The sequence below is a fragment of the Arthrobacter sp. S2(2024) genome (assembly GCF_036662515.1).
In the GTDB taxonomy this organism is placed as follows: domain Bacteria; phylum Actinomycetota; class Actinomycetes; order Actinomycetales; family Micrococcaceae; genus Arthrobacter.
Genome location: NZ_JAYKZI010000014.1, coordinates 1 through 22361 on the forward strand (window position 1 = coordinate 1; position 22361 = coordinate 22361).

Annotated in this window: 21 protein-coding genes; 8 read left to right on the top strand and 13 right to left on the bottom strand. The window is 63.2% G+C overall.

Going from position 1 to position 22361, the window contains the following annotated elements:
• Positions 1 to 184: 184 nt before the first annotated feature.
• Positions 185 to 349, top strand: a complete 165-nt coding sequence (locus tag VLA65_RS18885; RefSeq protein WP_332603373.1) for a YciI family protein — start codon at positions 185 to 187, stop codon at positions 347 to 349.
• A gap of 654 nt (positions 350 to 1003) precedes the next feature.
• Here VLA65_RS18885 and VLA65_RS18890 read toward each other — a convergent pair.
• From VLA65_RS18890 to VLA65_RS18915, 6 genes are all read right to left on the bottom strand, one after another.
• Complete coding sequence (locus VLA65_RS18890) at positions 1004 to 3433, bottom strand: alpha-L-rhamnosidase (RefSeq protein WP_332603374.1); 2430 nt, start codon at positions 3431 to 3433, stop codon at positions 1004 to 1006.
• Between the two features lie 51 nt (positions 3434 to 3484).
• Positions 3485 to 4834 (bottom strand): MFS transporter, encoded by a 1350-nt coding sequence (locus tag VLA65_RS18895; protein ID WP_332603375.1) that lies wholly within the window; start codon positions 4832 to 4834, stop codon positions 3485 to 3487.
• 116 nt (positions 4835 to 4950) lie between these two features.
• Positions 4951 to 6831 (bottom strand): beta-glucuronidase, encoded by a 1881-nt coding sequence (uidA, locus tag VLA65_RS18900; protein WP_332603376.1) that lies wholly within the window; start codon positions 6829 to 6831, stop codon positions 4951 to 4953.
• 18 nt (positions 6832 to 6849) lie between these two features.
• Positions 6850 to 8067 (bottom strand): glycoside hydrolase family 1 protein, encoded by a 1218-nt coding sequence (locus VLA65_RS18905; RefSeq protein WP_332603377.1) that lies wholly within the window; start codon positions 8065 to 8067, stop codon positions 6850 to 6852.
• 134 nt (positions 8068 to 8201) lie between these two features.
• Positions 8202 to 8954: an SDR family NAD(P)-dependent oxidoreductase gene (locus tag VLA65_RS18910; protein ID WP_332603378.1), complete on the bottom strand. Its 753-nt coding sequence runs from the start codon at positions 8952 to 8954 to the stop codon at positions 8202 to 8204.
• Positions 8955 to 9031: 77 nt separating this feature from the next.
• Complete coding sequence (locus VLA65_RS18915) at positions 9032 to 9682, bottom strand: TetR/AcrR family transcriptional regulator (protein WP_332603428.1); 651 nt, start codon at positions 9680 to 9682, stop codon at positions 9032 to 9034.
• A gap of 312 nt (positions 9683 to 9994) precedes the next feature.
• Here VLA65_RS18915 and VLA65_RS18920 point away from each other — a divergent pair, with 312 nt between their 5' ends.
• Complete coding sequence (locus VLA65_RS18920) at positions 9995 to 10300, top strand: helix-turn-helix domain-containing protein (RefSeq protein WP_332603379.1); 306 nt, start codon at positions 9995 to 9997, stop codon at positions 10298 to 10300.
• A 251-nt stretch (positions 10301 to 10551) separates the two neighbouring features.
• Here the strand turns inward: VLA65_RS18920 and VLA65_RS18925 are convergent, their stop codons facing one another.
• Complete coding sequence (locus VLA65_RS18925) at positions 10552 to 11169, bottom strand: TetR/AcrR family transcriptional regulator (RefSeq protein ID WP_332603380.1); 618 nt, start codon at positions 11167 to 11169, stop codon at positions 10552 to 10554.
• A gap of 144 nt (positions 11170 to 11313) precedes the next feature.
• Between VLA65_RS18925 and VLA65_RS18930 the strand changes: the two genes are divergently transcribed.
• On the top strand, positions 11314 to 12285 hold the full coding sequence (locus VLA65_RS18930) for an aldo/keto reductase (RefSeq protein ID WP_307053346.1): 972 nt from the start codon (positions 11314 to 11316) through the stop codon (positions 12283 to 12285).
• Positions 12286 to 12388: 103 nt separating this feature from the next.
• On the opposite strand, the gene VLA65_RS18935 is transcribed toward VLA65_RS18930, so the two are convergent.
• From VLA65_RS18935 to VLA65_RS18965, 6 genes are all read right to left on the bottom strand, one after another.
• On the bottom strand, positions 12389 to 12628 hold the full coding sequence (locus tag VLA65_RS18935; RefSeq protein WP_442880336.1) for a GNAT family N-acetyltransferase: 240 nt from the start codon (positions 12626 to 12628) through the stop codon (positions 12389 to 12391).
• 95 nt (positions 12629 to 12723) lie between these two features.
• Positions 12724 to 13515 (bottom strand): SDR family NAD(P)-dependent oxidoreductase, encoded by a 792-nt coding sequence (locus VLA65_RS18945; RefSeq protein WP_332603382.1) that lies wholly within the window; start codon positions 13513 to 13515, stop codon positions 12724 to 12726.
• A 164-nt stretch (positions 13516 to 13679) separates the two neighbouring features.
• Positions 13680 to 14492, bottom strand: coding sequence for a sugar phosphate isomerase/epimerase family protein (locus VLA65_RS18950; protein WP_332603429.1), 813 nt, complete (start codon positions 14490 to 14492; stop codon positions 13680 to 13682).
• A gap of 177 nt (positions 14493 to 14669) precedes the next feature.
• A complete protein-coding gene (locus VLA65_RS18955) occupies positions 14670 to 16085 on the bottom strand; it encodes an MFS transporter (protein WP_284991679.1) in 1416 nt (471 codons plus the stop codon).
• 339 nt (positions 16086 to 16424) lie between these two features.
• Positions 16425 to 16973, bottom strand: coding sequence for an AAA family ATPase (locus VLA65_RS18960; RefSeq protein ID WP_284991680.1), 549 nt, complete (start codon positions 16971 to 16973; stop codon positions 16425 to 16427).
• Positions 16970 to 17617: a bifunctional 4-hydroxy-2-oxoglutarate aldolase/2-dehydro-3-deoxy-phosphogluconate aldolase gene (locus VLA65_RS18965; RefSeq protein WP_284991681.1), complete on the bottom strand. Its 648-nt coding sequence runs from the start codon at positions 17615 to 17617 to the stop codon at positions 16970 to 16972. Before VLA65_RS18965 ends, VLA65_RS18960 begins: the two co-directional genes overlap by 4 nt.
• A gap of 141 nt (positions 17618 to 17758) precedes the next feature.
• Here VLA65_RS18965 and VLA65_RS18970 point away from each other — a divergent pair, with 141 nt between their 5' ends.
• From VLA65_RS18970 to VLA65_RS18990, 5 genes are read left to right on the top strand one after another with little or no spacing between them, the layout of a single operon-like run.
• On the top strand, positions 17759 to 18745 hold the full coding sequence (locus VLA65_RS18970; protein WP_332603383.1) for a Gfo/Idh/MocA family protein: 987 nt from the start codon (positions 17759 to 17761) through the stop codon (positions 18743 to 18745).
• Positions 18738 to 19733 carry a LacI family DNA-binding transcriptional regulator gene (locus VLA65_RS18975; RefSeq protein ID WP_059389053.1) on the top strand — a complete coding sequence of 332 codons (996 nt, stop codon included), beginning with the start codon at positions 18738 to 18740 and terminating at the stop codon, positions 19731 to 19733. Before VLA65_RS18970 ends, VLA65_RS18975 begins: the two co-directional genes overlap by 8 nt.
• A complete protein-coding gene (locus VLA65_RS18980; RefSeq protein ID WP_332603384.1) occupies positions 19730 to 20311 on the top strand; it encodes a VOC family protein in 582 nt (193 codons plus the stop codon). The genes VLA65_RS18975 and VLA65_RS18980 overlap by 4 nt, the downstream gene beginning before the upstream one ends.
• Positions 20302 to 21201, top strand: a complete 900-nt coding sequence (locus VLA65_RS18985) for a sugar phosphate isomerase/epimerase family protein (protein WP_332603385.1) — start codon at positions 20302 to 20304, stop codon at positions 21199 to 21201. Before VLA65_RS18980 ends, VLA65_RS18985 begins: the two co-directional genes overlap by 10 nt.
• On the top strand, positions 21201 to 22193 hold the full coding sequence (locus VLA65_RS18990; protein ID WP_332603386.1) for a Gfo/Idh/MocA family protein: 993 nt from the start codon (positions 21201 to 21203) through the stop codon (positions 22191 to 22193). Before VLA65_RS18985 ends, VLA65_RS18990 begins: the two co-directional genes overlap by 1 nt.
• Positions 22194 to 22361: the final 168 nt, after the last annotated feature.

Genomic DNA, 22361 nt, shown 5'->3' on the forward strand with positions numbered 1-22361 from the left:
GCATTCAGCGCCTTCGAAGTGGCTTTCATCAGCTGCTCATGGAAGCGGGCGAGGAGCACCAGTCTGTGGAAAAACTACACCGCTTCGAACCAGCCAATTCCTAGGATGCGGGTGGGACGGGGCATAGACCCTGCTGCCGGCTGACGAGATGCGCTTTTGCCAATAAGAGTCCGATAAAGGAGGTTTGAACATTTTTATAGTCATCGTTAGCTATGTCACCGATTTCGACGACATTGTCGAGGCCCTCCCCGAACATAATGCCTGGCTGGATTCCACGTACCAAAGAGGAGTTCTAATTGCTTCAGGACGGCAGATCCCCCGCGTAGGTGGCGTCTTGCTTGCCCCTTAGCCCCGGCCACTCCGTCAAAGGCACGTTAGGTGATGAAACCTCCGGGCTACCCGCGCAGCCGTATCGGCACCAGGGACCCCATCCCGATCGAGAGGATGCGGTCCCCCGGGCTCGGGGCGAGCCTGCGGAGGGACTATGGCGAACGCATGATCGGCCGCCTGTGCAGGCGTCAACCGGGCAGGACAGCGGACCAGCCGCCGTCCACCATGAGGTTGGCGCCGGTAACGCTGCAATGGCCAGGCTGCGCCGCGCTTCGACGATGAGTTGTTGGTCCGCAGAGGCCGGGTCTTTGAGCTGACACCTTTCGCCCGGGCCTTGGTGCCAGTGGTGAACGAGGCCCTGCTGCAGGTGCACAGGGCGACGCGTATCCGATCAAGCTTTGACGCCTCGACCAGCGAACGGGGCTTCGTGAGCCTCAATGCGCGGGCGGGCTCTAACTTCGGAACCGTGTGATGCCGCTTGATGACCCCCCATTTTGACCGGCCTCCCCTTGAACAGCTCCATTGCGATAGTGCCTGTTGTCCAAACTCCGCCGGGAGGTGATAAATCCGAGCCTCGAGATAAGAGCATTGAAGCAGTAGGGAGACAGGCTTAGTGCACGGAATCGGTACGCACCGTTCGAGAAATCTCTTGATCATCTCCCTGCCCTCGTCTTCAGGAATGGCTCCTTTGGAGAATCGGAGCGGGGCAGAATGCGAAGTGTGTTCCGGGAGGGTAGGGCGTGCTTCTGCCGTCTGGCAGGGTGAGCTGCGCTGAGGTTCTCTCGGGTACGGTGAAATCGATGCGGAACTCCTCGTTTGCGATCTCCCACGCGACCTGGATGCGGCCTTGGGGGGAGATGAAGCGGAAGCTGGCCGAGGTGATGCCTCCGCCGGGGTGGGGTTCGATGTCGAAGCGTTCCCACCCGGCTGAGCCGGGGGCTTGCCTGAGGCCTACAAGGTATTCGTGGAGGAAGCGGATGACGGCTCCCTTGCTGTAGTGGTTGAGCGATTCGTGCGCGACACCATGCTCGTCGACGCCTTCCCAGTCTTCCCAGACGGTGGTGGCGCCGCGTTCGAGCATGCCGAGCCAGGAGGGTGTCCCGCGCCGGAGCAGAAGTCGGTAGGCGAGGTCGGCGTGCCCGTTCGCTGCGAGGACGGGGAGCAGCAGGCCGCTGGAGAGGAATCCGGTGCCGAGTCTGTCGTCGGCGTCGTGGATGAGCTGGACCAGGCGTTCGGTGGCCGCTTCCCTGAGGGGTTCGGGGATGAGGCCGAAGGCCAGGGCCCGGACGTAGCCTGCCTGGGTGTCCTCCCGGGTGTGCCCGGCGTCGGTGAGGAACTCGTTCTGCCACGCCTCCCTCACCGCGTCCGCGATGCTGCCATAGTCGTCTGCTGCTTCATCCCGGCCAAGAATTCCGGCGATCCGGCTGAGTGTCTTGGTGGTGCGGTACAGGAAGGCGGTGCCGACCTCGCCACGGTCCGCGCTCATGTAGGCGTAGGGATTTTCGGCCATGGGGTCGATGAGGGACCCGTCTGCCCGGCGGCGTTTGGGCTCGAGCCATTCTCCGTAGTGGAAGGGGGCATCCCAGATGTATTGCTCGTGGGGGAGCGGTGTCTCCGAGCGGGCGATCCGGGACGGGTGGCGGGCCGTCTTGGCGAGGTGGAGCGCGTAGTCGACCCAGCGGCGCATTGAGTCCCAACTCTCCACCAGAAGCTCCGTATCCCCATACGCTTCGTAGATGGCCCAGGGGACGAGCACTGTGGCATCGCCCCAGCCGGCGGATCCGCCCATGACGCGCGAGGGGTTGCCGGGATGGTGCCTGATCCGTGCCGAGTCGGGGGAGAAGGCTGCGGGGAGCCCGTCCTCGCACTGGTCATCGCGCACGGACTGGAGCCATTTGCGGGAGAAGCCGTGGACGTCATAAAGCATGGCGGCAGTAGGAGCGAAGACCTGGTAGTCGCCGGTCCATCCTGAGCGTTCGCGGGTGGGGCAGTCGGTGGGGACGTCCACGATGTTGCCGCGGAAGCTCCAAAGTGCGGCTTCGTGGAGTCGTTCCAGGTCCGGGTCGCTGCACGTGAACCACCCGCGGCGTTCTAGGTCCGAGTGGACGACGACGACCGTGAAGTCATCGCTGGAGAGCTCGCGTCCAGGGTGCGACACTCGGACATAGCGGAAGCCGTGGACTGTGTGCCGAGGTTCGAAGACGCCGGGACTGTTTCCGGCGATGACGCGGTCGGTCTGGCGGAATTCGAGCAGCCCGCCTTGTGGTGTTTTCATGTCCAGGTGGGTGGTCGTCAGGTCGCCGCCGGCGTCGAGGTGCTCGCCGAACTCGAGCACCGTCTCCGTTCCTTCGGGCCCCAAGCTGGTGAGCCTGACCCATCCGGAGAGGTTTTGGCCGGCGTCGAGGATCGAGACCCCGTCCCGAAGCCGGGTCAGGGCCGCCGGCCTGCGTTCCTCGACGCGGCGCACGGGCGGGGCCGGTGACCGGGAAGGGGTAGGTGGCGTGACGACGCCGACCCGGACCGGGCCGGGTTCGGCGCGGTCCGGATCGATGCGGAAGTCAGTGGTCTGACCCGTCATGAGGTCCGCCCGCACGATGGGGCTGGGCAGGGTGATCCAGTCCCGGTCGGTCCCCAGGGTCATTCCCGCACCGGATCCGAGGTCGATTTCGAGTTGGGCGAGGGCGGCGGTGGTGTTGCCCCAGACGTTCCGGCGCTGGGCGCCGCTGTTCCTGCCGCGGAACCAGCCGTCGGAGAGGACGACGTCGATCCGGTTGCCGCCGGGGATGAGGAGGTCCGCGACGTCATATTTCTGGGCGTACAGGGTTTCGTCGTAGCTGGTGGAACCGGGTGCCAGTTCGATGTCTCCCACCCGGATGCCGTTGAGGAACACCTCGTAGACGCCAAGGGCGGTTGCGTAGAGCGTGGCTGCGGCGGGGCGGGCGGGAAGGTCGAATGACCTGCGGAGGATGTAGGCCCCGCGCTCGTCCTGGCCGGCGGCTTCTTCGGACTCGGCCGGCGAGATCCAGGCGGCCGTCCATTTGACGAGCGCTGTTCCGGCGGGGGCCGGCGCCAGGTCCGGCGGGGTGATGAGCGTGTTGCCCATGGGTGTTTCAGCTCTCTTGTCGGTTGGCATTTTGGGGTGGCAGGTCGTTGCTCAGCGCACGGATTTGATCTTCAGGAAGATGATGAGGCTTCCCAAGAGAGCCAGCGCGGCGCCGGTGAGGTAGAGGGCGGTGTAGTTCTTCTCGGCCCCGGCCGCCCCCAGGACGATGATGAAGGGCGCCAGGAGGGGTGCTATTGCGCTGGGGATCCGTTGTGCGAATCCGACGACGGCGAGGTAGCGTCCGGCCTGTGCCCGGTCCGGTAGTACGGCGAAGATGATGGCTTGGTCCACCGCGCTGAAGAGGGCGATCGCGCACTGCATGATGAGTGCGCCGACGAGCAGGGTGACGAAGGAATGGGCGTAGGCTTCGGTGATGCCGCCGGCGAGGAAGAGCAGGCCGCCGAGAAAAGCGAACAGCCTGCGTCGACGGAGCTTGTCGGAGAGGAACCCGCCGGTGAGGGCGCCTGCGGTGGCGGCGACGATGCCGAGCATGCCGATCAGGGCGACGGTTCCGGCAACTTCCTTGATGGGAAGGCCCAGGCGCTGGGCGTAGAAGAAGCTGCCGAAGGTGGTGTTGAAGTAAAGGCCCATGAAGAAGATGAAGCGGCCCAGCCAGTTCCAGCCGAAGTCCGGGTGCTTGCGGGGGCTGAAGGTGTAGCTGGTCAGGAGGGCCTTGACGGTGACGGTGCTGTTGTGGACGAGGCCCACGGAGCTGCCTTCGCGTTTGACGAGCGAGAAGAGAGCCACCAGTGCAAGACCCACGAGGCCGGGGACAAGGAAGACGAGCAGGGTGCTGGAGGAGACGGCGTAGGCGATGCCGATTCCGAGGACGGGGGCGATTTGGGCCGACAGCCCGCTGAATGCCGAAATCTTGCCTCGCTGTTCCTCGGGAATCCGGTCGGCCTGCAGGTTCAAGATGGCCTGGCCCGCGGCCGCCCAGCCGAAGAGTCCGAAGACCCAGCCGAGGCCGATGAGGAGCACGCTGGGTGCCAGGGAGATGCCGAGGAGTCCGAGGATGCCGAGGAGGGCTCCGCCGATCATGAAAGGGGTGCGGCGGCCGAGGCGGGAGCGAAAACGGTCGCTCCAGACGCCGACGAGGGGACTGGCGGCGATGGAGATGAACTGTGCCGTTCCGGTGACGTAGCCGAGCAGCTCTTCGTGGCCTGGGGCGAGCTGGGAGATGCGGACGGCAAGTGAGTAGGACATCGGGACGATGAACGCCATCGCGACGCCGAAATTCGCCAACGATATCAGCGTCAGGTAGCTGGCACTGGCCTTCTTCAGCGCCGGCGCCTCGATGTCGGGGATACCGGCGGGGGGTCCTTGCCTGGAACCTGCGTCCGTGAGGACCGCGGATTCCGCTTCTTTGGGTGGTAGGTCCCCGTAGCTGGGCTTGACCATGATGACTCCTTTGTCTGGGTACGATGTGCGCGACGTATTTTTTTGCTGCGGCAGGGATTGGTGACTGGTGGGGTGGGGGCGGCGGCGATGCCGCCCCCACGGTGAGCTTGTGGCTGCTATGAGCGCTGGGCGCCTGCGGGCATGTACAGCGCCGGTTCCTGGGTGAAATCAGGTGCCGCGGTTTGGTGCTGCCCGTTTTGTGCGGTGATTGTCCCTGGCTTGCGGCCGTGGAGTCCCGTCCATCGCTCGCGGAGTGCGAACGCGGCGGTCTTGGGCCTGCGGTCCCGGGTGAAGATGCCCTTCTTGTTCCCGTCCACACGGTGGATCGCGGGGCCGGTGCCGAAGTCGGCGAAGTTCCAGACGTGTTCTCCGACGAATGAGGGGATCCGGTCAAAGACGCGGTGGTTCATGGCGAGGAAGCCTGCTTGGAATTCCTCGGTCCACGGGGTGTCCAGGACGGAGTGGAGGCCGGCGATGGTGTCGGCGCCGTATTCGCTCATCATGATGGGCTTGCCGTGCTTCGCGGCCCAGCCGCGCAGATCGGCCTCGAGGAGCTTCTCGGCGGTCTCGAGATCGCCGGTGGCGACATACCAGCCGTAGTAGCGGTTGAGGGAGATGACGTCGACGAGGTCCGCGAGGCGGTCGTTCTCGCTCGTGGCGAAGATGACCGCCGTCGTGGTCACCGGCCGCGTCGGGTCGAGCTCCCGGGTGAGCTTGATGAGCGGTTCGAAGTATTCCCTTGCCCCGTCCTCGTTGGAGGAGGGTTCGTTGGCGACGCACCACATGACGACGCTGGGGTGGTTCTTGTCCCGGTCGATGAGCTCACGTAGATGCTGGGCGTGCGCGGCCTGGGTCTGGTCGTTGATTGTCTCCGGGGAGAACGTGGGCCGGGGCGGCTGTCCCGTCAGTCCGGCCTCCACGGCGAGGTTGAGTCCGACGGCGGCGGTCTCGTCGATGACCACGATCCCGTGCCGGTCCGCGAACTCGATGACTTCCTCGGCGTAGGGGTAGTGGGAGGTGCGGAAAGAGTTTGCGCCGGTCCAGTCAAGGAGGCGGAAGTCGTGGACGAGGTAGGCGTTGTCGTGTCCCTTGCCGCGGATGGCGGTGTCCTCGTGCTTGCCGAAGCCGGTGAAGTAGAACGGCTCGCCGTTGATGAGGAACTGTTCGCCCTGGACGGCGACCGTGCGGATCCCGACGGGGAGTTCGTAGGCGTCGACGACGTGCCACCCGTCATGGATCTCGACCTCCAGGCGGTAGAGGTATGCTGCTCCCGGCCTCCACAGCACGGCGTCCTCGACCCGGAGCGTGCCGGAGTGTCCTTCGCCTGTGGCGACCGTGTTCCCTGTCTCGTCGATGAGCCGCATACTCGCGGGGGCCGGTTCGCTGGTAGCCAGTCGGTAGCTCACCAGCCCGGTGCCGCCGTCGACGACGTCCGTGGTCACCGTTATATCGGTGAGGTGCGACCGGGGGGTGCTGTAGAGCCAGACGGAGCGGGCAAGGCCGGCGTAGTTGTAGAAGTCGTGGAAGTACGTCTGCCTTTCCTGCCCGTCGGCGCCGACGGTCAGCTTCCCGGGCGGGATGGTGATGTTGGTGAGCCGGTTGTCGACGGCGACGGTGAGGCGGAATTCCGTCCCGGGGGCAATGAGCCCGGTCAGGTCCGCTTCGAAGGGCGTGTATCCGCCGACGTGCTCCGCAACCAGGGTGTCATCGACGTAGACGGCAGCGGCGTGGGTTGCGGCGTCGAAACGGAGCACAATGCGCTGGTCCGACCAGCCGCGGGGGACGCGGACCGTGCGTTGGTACCAGACCAGGCCGACATGGTCGCGGATCTTCTGCTCGGCGAACAGGTCGTTGTAGCTGGCGGGGACGGCCGCTTCCAATCGGGTTTCGAGCCGTGACTTCCACGGCTCCGGGCCGAGCGTGCCGTCGAGGCCGAACAGCCACAGGCCGTCGAGGTTGACGAGTTCACGGGTGGCGGTTGCCAGGGGCTTCAGCATCGAAGAACTCCTTGAGGGTCAGTGGGCGAGGGCGCTGAGCGCGCCGGCCCGGGCGACGGATCCGAGCCAGGCGAGGCTCGGCTTGGGGGTGCGGACGAACGTCTGCCGGTCGACGCTCACGAGTCCGAAGGTGGGCTCCCAGTGGCCCCACTCGTAGTTGTCCAGAAGCGTCCAGTGCAGGTATCCGCGGACATCGATGCCGTCCGCGATGGCCTCGGACACGTGCTGGAGCGCTTCGCCGGTGTAGGCGATGCGGCGTTCATCATCGGCCGTGGCGATGCCGTTCTCGGTGATGAGTATCGGGATCCCGCCGGTGACTTCGGCGGTGTGGCGGATCGCGATGCCGATCGCGTCCGGACGGTACGCGGTACCGACCAGGGTGTTTTCCGGGCTGGCCGGGTGCGGTTCGATGCCGTCTTCGTTGACCCATTGGCTGGAGTACGACTGGACGCCCACGAAGTCATCGCCGGCTGATCCGTGGAGGTAGAGGTCCTCCCAGACGTATTCAAGTTCCCGTTTCTTCTCTTCGGCTCCGGGGCGTGCGACGAACGCCCGGTTCGCGATCGTCCAACCGACCTTGGCGTCCGTGCGGGCGCGGACGATGTCGCGGGCGGCCCGGTGCGCCTCGACCAGGCGGGCGCCGATCTGCGTATCCGGCGGGGAAAGCTGGGGCCGGGGATCCTGATCCACCGTAGGACTCTGCCAATCCTGCTGGGCGTCGGGGGCGGCCGTCATCATCCGGCGCATGGTCGCCATCATGGCGAGCATGTTCGGTTCGTTCATCGTCACGACCCAGGGGACGCCGTCCAGGATCGTGGTGGCCTCGGTGACATAGGAGGCGAACCGTTCGATCGCCCTCTCGCCGAGCCATCCTCCCTCGTCGGCGAACCACTGCGGGGTGGTGAAATGGTTCAGGGTCACGACCGGGGTGAGCCCGAGTCCGAGGGCGGTGTCGATCATCCGGCGGTAGTGGGCGAGCTCGGCGCGGGAGAAACGGCCAGGGAGCGGCTCGATCCGGGCCCATTCGATGCCGAAACGGTACGCGGTCAGGCCCGCATCGGCGAGCAGCTCCATGTCCTCGGCGTACCGGTGGTAACTGTCGATGGCGTCGCCGCTGGGCTCCATGCCGGGGACGGTCTGCTCCTGGAGCCACCAGTCGCTGTTGATGTTATTGCCCTCGATCTGGTGAGGTGCGGTCGAGGCGCCCCAAAGGAAGCCGGGCGGGAAGTTGTTCATTGTCATCTCTTTCTCCGCGGCGCGGCCGTGGATTCGTGGTTCTGGATTCGTGGTTTCGGAAGCTGTGGATAGGGTGCAGCCGCGGGCGGACGCACTTTGGATCGTTTCAAACTAAGTCCGGGCTGATTGCCCGGCTAGGCGGCTGACCAACCGCCGTCGCTGGGCAGGATGGCTCCATTGATGTTGAGTGAGTCCTCGCTCAACAGCCAGGTGATTGCTGCGGCGAGCCTCTCCGCCTCCGCGACGGGGGAGCCGATGGCCTGCATCACAGGGAAGATCCGGCCGGCTGCGAATTCGCTGCGGACCGCCGCTTCGATGTTCGTGGCAACCGCACCCGGCGCCACGGCATTGGCCCGCACGCCCTGGGGGCCGTACATGAACGCCGTGCTCTTGGTCAGTCCGATGACCGCATGCTTCGATGCCGTGTAAGCGGCACCTGCGGCGGAACCGCGGAGGGCGGCTTCAGAGGCGACGTTCACAATCGAACCGCTTCCTGACTCGATGAGGAGCGGCAGGGCGGCCCGCGTCAGGCGCATCGGGGCCGTGACGTTGACGCGCATCACGCGCTCCCACGTCTCGTCGTCAAGCTCGCCGACAGGAAGGAAGCCATCCATGATCCCCGCGATGTTCGCCAGCCCGTCGAGACGGCCTTCGCAGGCATCGGCGATCGCGTCGACCGTTCGGCTGTCGGAGACGTCGCCGACTACGGTCCTGACGTCCGCTCCGGCGACTGATGTCTTGAGGTCTTCGAGCCGACCGGAGACCACATCGGAAACGATGAGCCGGGCACCCTCTTCGGCGAGCCGGACGGCGGTGGCCCGTCCGATGCCGGAGCCGGCCCCGGTGACGATGATGGTCTTTCCGGCGAACCGGTCTTCAGCGGTCATAGTGATTCCTTTGCGTCGTTGCAGTTGATCGCGGGTCCATTTCCGCGACACGGGGAACAGGTGGTGCGGTGCGTTGTTCAGATCGTCGCGATGAGATCTTCGATTTTCTTCTTCGTGTCCATGGCTGCTTCGCCCGTGAGGGCGCGGAAGGTCGCTGCGACTTCGTTGGCGAAATCGAACGAGGGGTCCACAAGCCACTGCGCCCGCAGGCCGCTCCAGAGCGCCATCATCTGCCGTCCCGTACCCATCGCGTCGAGCCCAGGACGTGCGCGCCCTTCGGCCTGGCGCCGCTTCACGGCCGCAGCGAAGGCGAGGATGGCGCTCTCGTTGTGCTTCTTCATGTACTGGTGCGCCGGGTGCTCCGGGTCCGGGGCATCTGCCCCTAGCGCGAGGAGGAGGCGGACGGTGTTCCCCTCCGTGAGCACCAGGCGCGCCGTTCCCGCGGGATCCCAGTCACCGGAGACCAGCTCGGCCGCCACGGACTCGGCCGTCATGCGCGAGCCGATCTCCTCGTCGGCGAGCTCCATGGCCGCGACCAGGACGTGGTCGCGGGTCGGGAAGTGGTACATCAGCGCGGTCTCGCTCATGCCCGCCGCCGACGCGACCTCCGCGGTGGTGAGGGCCTTGTGCCCCTTCCTGCGGATGATCTCCAGCGCGGCCCGGGCGACGGCCGCGCGCCGCTCCGCGGTCTTGGCGTAACGCCCTCGTGTCTTGGTGGCCTGTTCCATGTGACCCACGTTACGTGAATTCTGAAGAAGCTACAAGATGTTTCTTCGATTAGGTTGAGACCATCGAAATTGCCATCGCATTGGCACTTCAAAAGTTGTAGTCCTTCAATTTTTGCGCCCAAGATCTGTTGTGCGGCGAGATTCGAGGAGAAGATCATCGGTAACGCGTGGGTCGCGGTGTCGTGGTTGCGGACCCTTCCATTTTGACTGTCTGGTACCGGACCTCCGTCAAGTTTGGGTGTCGGTCTGATATCCGGACAGCGGCTGGGCCGATGGGTCCGATCATCTGAGGATTCCGAAAGGAGGATCGTAATGGCAAAGACAGTCGAAGAGATTTTGGCCAAGCGACCTGTTGACCGCGTTGCCGTGGAAGGGCACAAGAAGCACCTGTTCGATGAAGTCCGGGCCTTCTGGCTTCGGGAGCTCCGTGAGGCATCGGACCTGACGCAGGTCGAGGTGGCTGCGCGTCTGCGCGTGAGCCAGAACAGGGTGTCCCGCATCGAGCACGGTGACATTGACCGGGCCCAGGTCGATATGCTGCGGAAATACGTCGAAGCTCTCGGTGGGCGGCTTCGTGTCGAGGTTGAACTCGGCGACGAACGGATCCAGATCGCCTGACCCGGCAACCCGCTCCGGCATGTTTGAACAACCGACGTAGGAGGCCTTATACGAGGCGATGGGCCGCAAGGGCTAAATCGCAGCGTTCGCTCCGCGCAACGAGGGCCCACCCCTGCAACGGGACCGGTGCACCGAGTCCTCGGACTGGCCGCGAGGGACCGTTCGGAAAAAGGACGGCGCGGATTGCCGGGAGTGTCTTCCTCTCAATCTTCGATCCTCTGGTTGTGCCCTCCGAATCGGACAGAGGGGCGCTACCGGCCTCCCCAGGCGGCAACGGCGCGTTCGACATAGGTTGTGACGCTGGCGTGTATGTCGGTTTCGGGGTCGAGGAGCCATTGCAGGCCCATGCCGTCCATCACGGCAGTGAATAACCGCACTTCAATCTCAATCTGCGCGGGGGAGAGGTGAACAATGTCGCCAGCTTCGACCGCTTCCTGCAAATGCCCGGCGAGGGTTGCCAGGTTCGAGGTGTAGCGCTGGGTGATGAACGCGTGGCCCGGGTGGGCCGGACTGGAGGCTTCGGCCGCGATAGTGGTGAACAGTTCGAGCAGGCCGCGGTTGTCCCGGTGGGCGGCCATGACCTCTGGCAACCGCCGGAAGTAGTCCAATCCACTGACATCGATGAGGCCGTTCTCCACGGTCCGTCGGTCCCATTCCTCCAGCACGGCCGTGAGCAGGCCTTCCTTGCTGCCGAAATGCTGGATCAGGGTTGCGTGGTTGACGCCGGCCTGCTCGGCAATCGTGCGGAGGGATCCGCCGGCGAAGCCGTGTTCGCCGAAGACGTCCATCGCGATGCCGATGAGCTGCTCGCGTCGGCGGACGCCTGTGCGGTAGGGGCCCCGTGTTCTGGTCTCTGCGGCTTCTGGCATGTCACTACTTTCTCACGACCATTGCCGAAATATAACCAGTCGGTTATGGTTTAAGTTCGACACGGCTCGTAGCGCACGGGACCTCCTGACGGAACGCCGCACGCGCCAGCCCAGTCCCGAGACTCGCAGATGGGAATCCTTTAGATGAAGTACTCCGTTCTCGGACCGACCGGCGTGCGCGTGTCCCGCATCTGCGTGGGCACGGCGACTTTCGGTGTGGCACCGAGCGCACACGAAGCCGATAGCGTCGTGGGAGCGGCTCTGGATCTGGGCATCAACTTCTTTGACACCGCTGATGTCTACGGCTCGACCTCGACGTTCGACCGGCCCGGCGCTCCGCCGGCGGCAGAGCGGGCGTCCGCCGAGGAGATCCTCGGCCGCTCCCTGGCCGGCCGGCGGGATGAGGTGGTGCTGGCGACGAAGTCGGGGGAGCGGAGGTTCGATCCGGATGCCGGTCTCTCGCGCCGGTACATCATCCAGCAGGTCGAGCAAAGCCTGCGCCGGCTGCGCACTGACCGCATCGACCTCTATTACGCGCATTTCCCTGATCCGAACACGCCCCTGGAGCAGACCCTTGCCGTCTACGACGATCTGATCCGGCAGGGGAAGCTGCGGTATGTCGCTTTGTCCAACCACCCGGCCTGGCTGATGACCGAGGCCCTGTGGATCGCCGATGACCGCCGGCTGGTCTCCGCCCCCGTGGCTGCGCAGGTGATGTACAGCCTCCTGGACCGCAGCGCCGAAAAGGAGCTCGCCGCCGCGTGCGTGAGGTTCGGTCTGTCGATCATTCCCTATGCGCCGCTGCACGGCGGTCTCCTTGCCGACCTGTCGGTCCTGGACCGGCCGATCGCCGGAGGCAAGCGCTACGGCGGGCCCGGATACCCCGACGCCGAGATCGCCATCGCCCGCCAACTCGACCAACTGGCCCGCGGGTGGGGACTGGGGATGCAGCAGGTCTCGCTGGCCTGGCTGTTGTCGCGCCCGGCCGTGGCATCGGTGATCGTTGGAGCCGAGACCGCCGACGAGCTCCGCGCCAACGCCGCCGCAGCAGATGTCGAGCTCACCCAAGAACAGCTCAATGCGGTCTCGGCGCTAACTGCCGGGACCCGGTCCTGACCGGAAGATACGAGGAACTTCGGTGAAGTACTCACGCCTCGGCCACACGAGTGTCAGGGTCTATCGATGACCGAGTTGTGCCGACTATTCGATGATGCCGGAATCAAAGGGGCTTCTTGAAGAAGGTCGCGGCGTCCTCATAAGCCAGCGCACGCCGGCTCGCTAGAGAGACATAGGCAGCGCCTTGCTCCCGCCCCCACAACTCGGCCTCAGTCATCAAGGCCTGCCCTACCCCCTGTCGTCGCACCTGCCCGGCCACCATAACTTCTTCGACCCAGGCAGTAATACCTTCAAGCAATGGCAGGGCTTGGCCACTCGCTACGACAAACTCGCACTCACGTATCGCGGAGGAGCGGTTCTCCGAGCAGTCAGCATCTGGCTAGCCGCTTTAGGAGACACGCCCTGGGCCACTTTCGGGGGTGCCGGCACAGTTCGGCTTCAGGATTTGGAACTGGGTCGTCCAGGAATATGGCTGAGGATAGATTTGGAGAAGCCACCGTCGACACAAATGTCTTGGCCGGTGACATAACCAGATAGCGGGCTCACAAGAAATTCGATCACGTTCGCAATGTCCATGGGATCGCCTATTCTTCCCAGCGGGATAATATCTTCCCTTGCCTTCTTGATTTGGGGATCTTCATACATTTTTTCGGTCATCCGGGTGTGAGTCATGCCCGGGGAGACCACATTGACGCGGATTCCGTCAGGGGCCCATTCCAACGCGAGTGTCTGCGCCAACATCGTCAACGCAGCCTTGCTGGGGCTGTAAGCACCTGATCCAGCATGGGGTTGTTGGCCGGACATGGAGGAGGTGAAACAGGCGGCGCCGTTGCTGTCCTTCAAGTGCGGGTAACTTGCTTTGGCAAGAAGCCACGGGCCGCGGAGATTGACGGAGAACATGCTGTCCCAGTCCTCAAGGGACAAGTCACAGATGGCAGCAGGGCTGGCGATTCCGGCGTTTGCTACCAACGCATCCAGGCCACCGAACTCCGCTACCGCAGCCTCTACCAGTTGACTTGGCACGTCGGGATCCCCGAGATCACCTGCCAGTGCGATGGCGGTACCACCCATGGACTGGATTGAACGAACAACCTGCTCTTGGCTGCTGTTCGATTCGTGTCCACATACGGCAATCATCGGGTGCACACCCCGGGCCAGAGCGGCCTCCGCGATTCTCACGCAGGTAGACGCGCCTATGCCGGTGCTTCCGCCACTTACCAAAGCTCTCATTGCACACATTTCCTTTTACCTGGGTTTCATATGAAGTCATTCTTAACTGAAGAGGGCCCACGGGCTGTAGAGCCATCCGTCTACCCCATAAAAGTGGCAGTGGAAACTGATTTCACTATCTTTAGACACACGTCGACTAGCCCGTCGCAACCTCGACCCAGGGGCTAAGACCCCAGATCCCAGCCTTGATTCTTAAGATCCTGCATTGCCTTATTGAATTCCTGCACGGGGTTCTCTTCGCGAATGATTTCAAGGACGACGTTATTGAGCCCGCAGGTTTCCCATACGGCTGTGCCCAATCCATTCCAGTCGATCACTCCGGTGCCGATTGGATCATGGCCCCAGGTTCCGGTGCCCGTATCAGAAATATGCACAAGTCCAATTGCTTCGTGGTAGGAGAGCAAGCCGTTTACGGGGTCTTCTCCTATGTAGGCAGCGTTGGCGACGTCGTACACAATCTTCACTGCTTCGTCGTTGATAGTGCTTACAACGCCTGCCAGATCCTGGATGGTAGGCGTGAAGCAGTAGGGAGTGTTTTCAAAGAGCAGTCGTGTGCCGGCCTGCTTGGCCAGTGGAATCAGATTCTCCAGACTCTCGTACATCCACCCGTAGGTCTTTTCGAGTGAAGGTGAAATCATGGGGCGTCTTGTGCCGGGGGATATCACGACTTCGGGGACATCCCAGGCCGCAGCCAGGTCAATCACCGATTTGATGTGCTCGATGCTTTTGCGACGCATGTTGGCGCCCGGGCTGGCCAAGTTGATGTCATATCCACCGGCGTTCAGTGACCTGATTGTCGCGCCGTACTCAACGAGCCTCGCGCGAGTTGCCGAACGCTCAGGGGCGGTTATTTCATCCGGCCAGCAATGTGGCGAGCTGATCGGAACTTCAAAAGTTCTGTACCCACTGTCGACCAATTCAGCTATGGCATCAATCGCCGTAGATGACCATAGATAGGAAAATGTGTTAACGATCATTTGGTTCAAGTGAAGGCATCCTCTCTTCTGTTCTTCGCCTATTTATAGACGCGCTACGAATTTTGGTCCCTGCCGAGCGATCGGAAGCGCGAGCCAGGCGGCTCGACGAGACCCGGGGGACATGCCCCCCCTTTTGCCTGGTCGAGCCGCTACGGCGGCTTGGTACCAGCGTGCCTACTAGGAACGCCTAGCCTCGTCGGTGGCATGCGAAGGAGCCACCAGCAGGTGCTCGCCTTCAAGTACCTCAGCGTCAGCAAGCGCCACAGTGGCACGGCCGGTACGGCTGCCGGTCTCGGGCAGGGTGAAGTAAACGACGAGGCACAGGGCGACGACGACAATCATGTAGACCGCGACAAGCATGGGCTGTCCGGCGCCAACGAACGCAGCGGCGATCAGTGGCGCTGTGCCGCCGAAGACGGCGATGACGATCTGGTGTGCAAATCCGATCCCGGATACACGTACCGACGCCGGAAACAGCTCGGCCTGAATGGTCGGGTAGACGGCCTGCCAGATACCGAGAACTACCCATCCCGAGGCTGATACCAGAACGTAGACACCAAAGCCGGGCTGGTTGAGCAGGAGCAGGAGAGGGTAGAAGAGAACGATCATGCCGATGGCACCGACGATGGGGAAGATTTTGCGCCGGCCGAGCCGATCGGACAGCGCACCGCAGATCGGCACGATGACAACGAGCAAGGCCAACCCGATAACATTCCCGGTCAGCGTGGATGCCAGGTCCCGGCCGGTGGTCAGTTTGGCGTAGGTGGGAAGGAAGGTGGCCCAAGTGTAGTAGGCCACGGCCGGGGCAGAGAGTGCAGCCGCCTGCAGCAGCGCCTTGGGATGTTCGCGAAGCAGGTCCATCAGGCGCGCCGCTGCGGACTTTTGATCGACAAGGGCCGTTGCCTCAAACTCGGGGGTCTCTTCTGCCCGTGCCCTCAAGATCAGGCCAACGACGCCGAGGATGCCGCCCGCGATGAACGGGACGCGCCAACCCCAGGCGGCCAGGTCCGCTGGGGCAAAGGCTGATGTCACCATTGCTGCGGCGCCGGTAGCTGCGAGAGTCGCCAGGCCGCTCGCCGTATTGGAAAATGAACCGAACAGGCCCCTGCGGTTCGCGGGGGCGTGTTCGACCATGAAGGCGATGGCGCTCTGCGCCTCACTGCCGGCCGAGATTCCCTGGAGGATGCGTGCCACCAGGAAAAGAATCGGTGCGGCATAGCCGATGGTCGCAAACGAGGGTGTGAGGCCGATGATCAGGGCGCCGACCGCCATTCCGGAGATGGACAGCGTCAGGATGCGCCGCCGGCCGAAACGGTCGGCCAGTGGGGAGACGATGACTCCGCTGAGCGGGCGCACAACAAAACCTACTGCGTAGGTGAGCAGTGCTGCGACTAGGGATGCGAACGGGGAATCGCCTGGAAAAATCTGTCCCGAGAACACAGCCGCGAGCAGGCCGTAAATGTACCAGTCGTACCACTCCACGAAGTGGCCAATCGTTCCTGCCACCATATTCACGTTGCGGCGAGGACGCTTGGACACGTCGGGATACTCCGAAGGGTCCGGCCTGCCGACGGCTTCTTTTGAGGTCTTCATTGAACTCTCCATATTTTCACATTTGCTGCGGAGGGGTAATGGGGTGAGGGCGCTTAATGCTTGCCCGAAATTTGCTTTTACTGCGGCTCTCTAACTCGTCAGCACGACCAATGAGATCGGTTGCTGAGATCGGTTGCAATAACCTTACGAGTGATGAAAGTCGGTTGTCAACGTCTTGTTGAAGTGGTCGTTCCGAATCTGGGCCGCGCTGGCGTCTAGCAGGCGGCGACGCTATCTATGCTCTGGAAGCAGGCCTCCCGAACAGAAAGTAGTGCATCAGACCTGAGAAGGGCTGCTCTTGGACCTCGGGTCAAAGTGAAAGATGGCCAGGTCCGGCAGTCACGCATCTGCCGGGAGCGGTGTTTCGTTGTTGAAGTCCAGGTACTCCACCCCGGACCACGCGCATTCGAGGCTTCCGTAGGTGCACCAGTATTCGTCCCAGTGCGAGAGTTTCCATTGGTCTCGTTCCAGGCCGCGGCGGGTAAGCCGTTCCCGCAGAAGATTCTGGGGAACCCTTACCCGCACGACTGTGGTCTGGGAAGGTGGCCAGTGAAATTTCTCTGCTGCGCGGGTCAGGAAGTCGGGTACCTGAAAGTAGGCGCCGAATGGGGCATCGATCACTACCGACCGGCCGAGGCGCAGGTTCGCTCCAGTCACGTCCATGAGAGTGTCGTATTCGAGGGGCAGCAGGTTGTCGCGGTAGTAGTCGTTGGATTCCCGGTCGGTGGGGTCGTGTCCTGTTGCTTTCAGGGCGAACTCGACAAATCGTCCGCATACCCTGTCCTTGTCCAGGTAAGCGGCATCGTTCTCTCTTGCCGTTTTCTGGGCAACTGTCGTTTTACCTGAGCCGGCCGGGCCAATGACGATGAAGACGCTGGGGGCGGTCATCGGCGGGCCTCTGCCACCGCTGACAGGAACTCCTTGGCGGCTTTGGTGACGCGGTTGAAGTCGCCATCCGGCAGCCATGCTTTAGTCACGTAGCTGCCGACGCCGACACCTGCGACGCCGGCGGCAAACCATTCGCCTACGTTCTCAAGGGTCACGCCGCCTGCCGGCATGATCGGCAGATGGGCGAGTGGGGCGAGGACGGATTTGACGTAGGGGATGCCTCCGGCTTCCGTGGGGAAAAGCTTGAGGATGTCGGCACCCGCCTCGGCGGAGTTGACCAGCTCAGTTGGCGTGTAGGCGCCGCTAACGGTGGGTATCTGGTACCGGTTCGCTGTCCGGATCATTGCCGGGTTCAGTTGAGGGCTGACCAGGAAGTCAGCGCCGGCGCGGATGCACTCGTAGGCCGAGTGCTCGTCCAGTACCGTTCCGGCGCCGATGGCTACTCCGTTGGGCCCGTGCTTGGCGGCGAGCCTGCGGATCACATCGACCGCCCCTGGGATCGAGAGGGTGATTTCAAGAGCTCGGAAGCCTCCGGTGATGGCGGCTTCTGCCACGCGTTCTGCCACTTCAGCGTTCTGGAGGCGGACGATCAGGACGGCGCCGGATTCGTCGATGGTCTGCAGGGTGCGAAGTTTCTTGTACATGCTTGCCTTTCTTGCGCCCCGGCGTGTTGATGTTTCCTATTGCCCGGGCAATGTTGAAGTGTCGTTGACAAACTTTCCCACTATCCATAGTGTTATTGCAACCGATCTCAGCAACCGATCTCATACAAGGGGGTATTGCGGTTGACTCACGTACGCACAATCATTCTGGGTGCTTCCCATTGGCATGTTCCGCTTTGCGCGCCGGCCATTGCCGAAGAGCACGAGGTGATCGGAGTCGGTGACGACGACGTATCCCGCGTCCAGGTGCAGGACCTGGCGGAAGGATGGGGGGCGCCGGTTGAAGCCGACTGGCGGAAGCTGGTTGATCTCCCCGACGTCGGCCTCGCATATGTCTTCGGTCCCCATGACGGTATGGCCGAAAAGTGTCTTGCGTTGATCGAGCGCGGTATTCCGTTCGTTGTGGAGAAGCCGTTGGGCACTTCCCTTGACGAGCTTTCCGCCGTGCGTCAAGCCGCCGAGGCAGCCGGCGTGCCTGCCACCGTCCCCCTGGTCCAGCGCGGTGGACCCACAGAGCAATGGCTTGCCAAGGCAGGCCGGCCCACCTACCAGCGAACCTCGTTCATTGCCGGCCCGCCAGCCCGGTATCTCGACAATGCCAATCCCTGGATGCTCGATCCTGTCAAGGCTGGCGGGGGTTGCCTGGCCAATCTGGGCCCACATTTTGTCGATCTGTTCCTTAGGGGCACGGGTGAGACCGTGGCCGGTGTGGACTCCCGGCTCTCATCGGTTCTTCACCACGAGGGTGTTGAGGATCATGCCAGCCTGATCATCACGACGCCAGAGGGACGCGAAGCCATCGTTGAGGTTGGCTACGCATTCCCTGAGTCGCCGCTTAAGCGCTACTGCAGCTTTACCTCGGTCGGTGAGGCAGGATTCGCATCCGTTGATTCGGACGGCACAGCTACGTTCACGGCACTGGACGGCACCACGGAGGTCGACAAGATCAATGTGGACAGCGACCCACTTTATGCTCCGTTCGTGCGGAGCGTCGCCCGGACGCTGGATGATGGATTCCTGGGCCTGACTACGTTGGCCCAGCTCGAAGACGTCATGCGCCCCATTTGGCAGGCCTATGACAACCAGCACGGAGGAAGAGAACATGTCTGACTTGAGTATCGACGTCGTTGCAAAAGCTGCTGGTGTCCATAGGTCAACGGTCTCCCGGGCTTTCTCACGCCCCGAGGCGGTGAAGAGCGAAACACGCGAGCACATCCTTCGGGTCGCCGAGGGACTCGGCTACACGATGAGTCCACTCGCCCAGGCGCTTCGCCGGAAAACCAGCACGTTCATCCCGCTGATCGTCCCTGACATCACCAACCCGTTCTTCGCTGAACTTGCCAAGACGATGACGCAGGCGGCGGACGAGCGCGGCTACCAGCTGCTGCTCTGCGTCACCAATGGTGACCCTGCCAAGACCGATGGATACTTCACCGCCATGCAGGCCATGTACGCCCCCTTCGGAATTGTGGCTCCATCGACAAAGGTCGATACCGAGGCCATGAAACGCTTCGACTTCGGCCATAAAGTCGTGGTGATCGACCGCGTGGAAGGTGACGACTCCGTTCCCACAGTCACCGTCGACAGTCGCCAGGGAATCAGGCTCGCACTGGACCACCTGCACGCGTTAGGGCACACCTCGATTGGCTACGTATCCGGCATTGCCGGGACGCACACCGCCCAGGACCGGATGGACGCCTATTTGGAGCTGTCCGCCGAGAGCGGCAACGCACCTGTCGTGCTGGACAGCGGGTCGGATCTTGATGCGGGCACGCGCGGGGCAGAACATTACCTGGAGATGGACAATCCTCCAACGGCAATCATCGCCGCCAATGACATGGTGGCCTTTGCGGTCATTTCGGCGCTCGGCCAACGTGGAGTACGGGTACCGGAAGACGTGTCGGTTATCGGGTTCGACGGTCTCGCTCTCGGCGCCCGGTTTAACCCTCCTTTGACGACGGTTCGCCAGCCGATTGCCGACATGGGACACATCGCCATTGAACTGGCTGAGAAGCAGAACGCGGATGGCTCCGTGGACCACATCGTCCTCGAACCTGAGCTTCTGGTCCGCCGCTCCACCTCTGGACCACGCAAATGACCAGGGCGCAGGAGTCAACGCTCCGGCGCCTGCCGGGCCTTCAGCACACAGACCACGTCGGCCTGACGGTGCCGGACCTTGAGGAAGGCATCCGGTTCTTCGTCGAAGTTCTCGGAGCCGAGGAACTCTACCGCTCCGAACGCGGGCCAGACGAAGAATTCATGCCCACAAACTTCGACGTCCCTGCAGATGCCAAGCTGACACTTGCCATGCTCCGCCTGCCACCGAACCTCAACATCGAACTTTTCGAGTGGAGCAGCGCTGAGCGGCGAGAGACCCCACCGAGACATTGCGATGCCGGTGGGCACCACCTGTGCTTCGTCGTGGACGACGTCGACGACGCCATCTCCGTGCTGCAGGAAACACCTGGCGTACGGGTGCTCGGTGAACGCAAGGAAGTTGCCGGCGACAGCCCCCGAGTAGCCGGCAACCGCTGGACCTACTTCATCACCCCATGGGGATTGCTGATGGAAATCGTGGACCGATCCCGCGTCGCAGCCCCGCCCCCGCTGGTCGGTCCCACGGACTGGGCAACACCTCCAAACACTTCCAGAAAGGACATAAACAAATGCGGCTAGCGGGTCACACACTAGGCACCCCGGACCACACGGTTCCCCAAGCACTTGATCTCTTCCGAGCCGCAGGGCTCGATGCAGCCGAAGTCATCTACCAGGATGACTACAAATCAGGGTTGCCATTAGGTGACCGGCGTGCTGCGGTGGAGGCAATGAAGGCGGCCGATACCGCAGGGATACCCATCGTAGGTCTGACGCCTTACACGACCGCCATCAACTCACTGGACGACGCGGAATGGCGCACAGCAGTTGATGAATTTCGCGGCGCCATAGAAACCGCACACCTGCTCGGCGCTGACCGGGTCCGTGTCTATGCCGGTTCCTGGCACCCTGGGGACAACGACCACACGGCGCGTTGGGCAAAACTGCGTGAAGCATTGGAGACCCTGGCGCCCGAAGCTGGCCAGGCGGGCGTTCGCCTCTGCGTGGAAAACCACTTCGGCACCATGACCCAGACCGCGGCGGCCACCGCTGCCCTGGTCCGGGAAATTGACCATCCGGCGGTCCGCGTTCTCTATGACCAGGCGAACCTGACCTTCACGCACGACGAAACGTTCGAACAGGCCTTTGCTGTTCAAGGAGATCTGGTCGGTCACGTGCATGTGAAGGACCTGGTCTTCACGGATCCCAACGCAGCCTTCCGCGCCACGGAAACGGCCCGGGTCAACGCTTCCGAACGGGCTGTCAGGTCGCGCGTGGTCGGAGGCGGCGTCGTTCCATGGTCCGACATCCTCGCCGCGTTGCTGCAGCACGGCTACGACGACGTGCTGAGCATCGAGCTCGAGTACCGCTGGCATCCTCAAGACCTCCCCGCGCCCGAGGACGGATTCCGGGAATCCGCCGCCGTCCTTCGCGCCATGCTCTCTGACCTGACTGAAGTAAGGAACGCCTGATGAACACCAACCGTCTACGCGTCGGAGTTGTCGGCGCGGGCAATATCGCCACCATTGCCCAATTGCCCACCCTCGTGCAACGTGCCGACGTCGAATTGGCCGCCTTGGTGTCCCGCCGGGATGACCCAAGCAGCCTGGTCAGGCGCTGGGGATTCGGCGCCGCCTACAAGACCGTGGAGGACATGGTGGATTCGCAGGAGCTGGATGCAGTCTTCGTGCTGACGCCACGTTCCGAGCACGCCCACGCCGTCCAGCTATGCCTGAGCCATGATGTCGACGTGTTCTGCGAAAAACCCTTGGCTCCGGCAACCGATGAGGCGGAACGTCTGGCAGACCTCGCCGACGAGCGCGGCCGCATACTGATGGTCGACTTCAACCGCCGCTACGCTCCCGTCTACACTGCCGGCCGGGAAGTTTTCGGTACCAAAGGCGCCACCTTCTGCGTCGCCCAGAAAAACCGCCCCGGCTCCGAATACCGTGCAACATTCGAAAATGCCATCCATATGGTCGATCTCCTCCGCTGGTACTGCGGCGGCGAACCCGAGCACGTCGCCGCCCACGCCGCTGGTGACGACCCCTGGGAAGAAGACGGCGTCGCAGCAACCATCCGCTTCAGCACCGGGAACACGGGCGTCCTGATGGCCGCCCGCACAGCAGGAGCGTGGAACGAGAAGTTGGATGCCTATGGTGACGGAAAGACAGTAGAGGTCAGGGCGCCCGAAACGGTCTCGACCACAGTCAAGGGCGTCACCACATCCCGGGAACTCAGCGCAGAGGCGTATGGCTGGGCTACTGCGACGGACACTCTCGGATTTTCCGCCGCCGTTCACCATTTCCTCGACCGGGTCGCCGACCGGGCGCAGCCGCTGACCTCAGGCCGTGAAGCTGTCCACACCCAACGCCTGCTCGACCGGATCCTCGCCGCATCGGGGCTCCCGACAGAGGAACAAGCCGGCCGGGAATGGGCCAGCCACGCAGTGAACGGAAGCTGAACAACCAAGCTCGCCCATCCCTCGGGTTAGGTCTTGCACCGAGAACTGTTGAAACCACGGCCTCCACAAGCCGCTGAGCATAGGGAGGCACAAAATAGCTCCAAACCGCCTCCACCAGAGCAACCCGAAAATCGGGGGAGCGGGACGACAACCGCTGCGCGGCCGGCT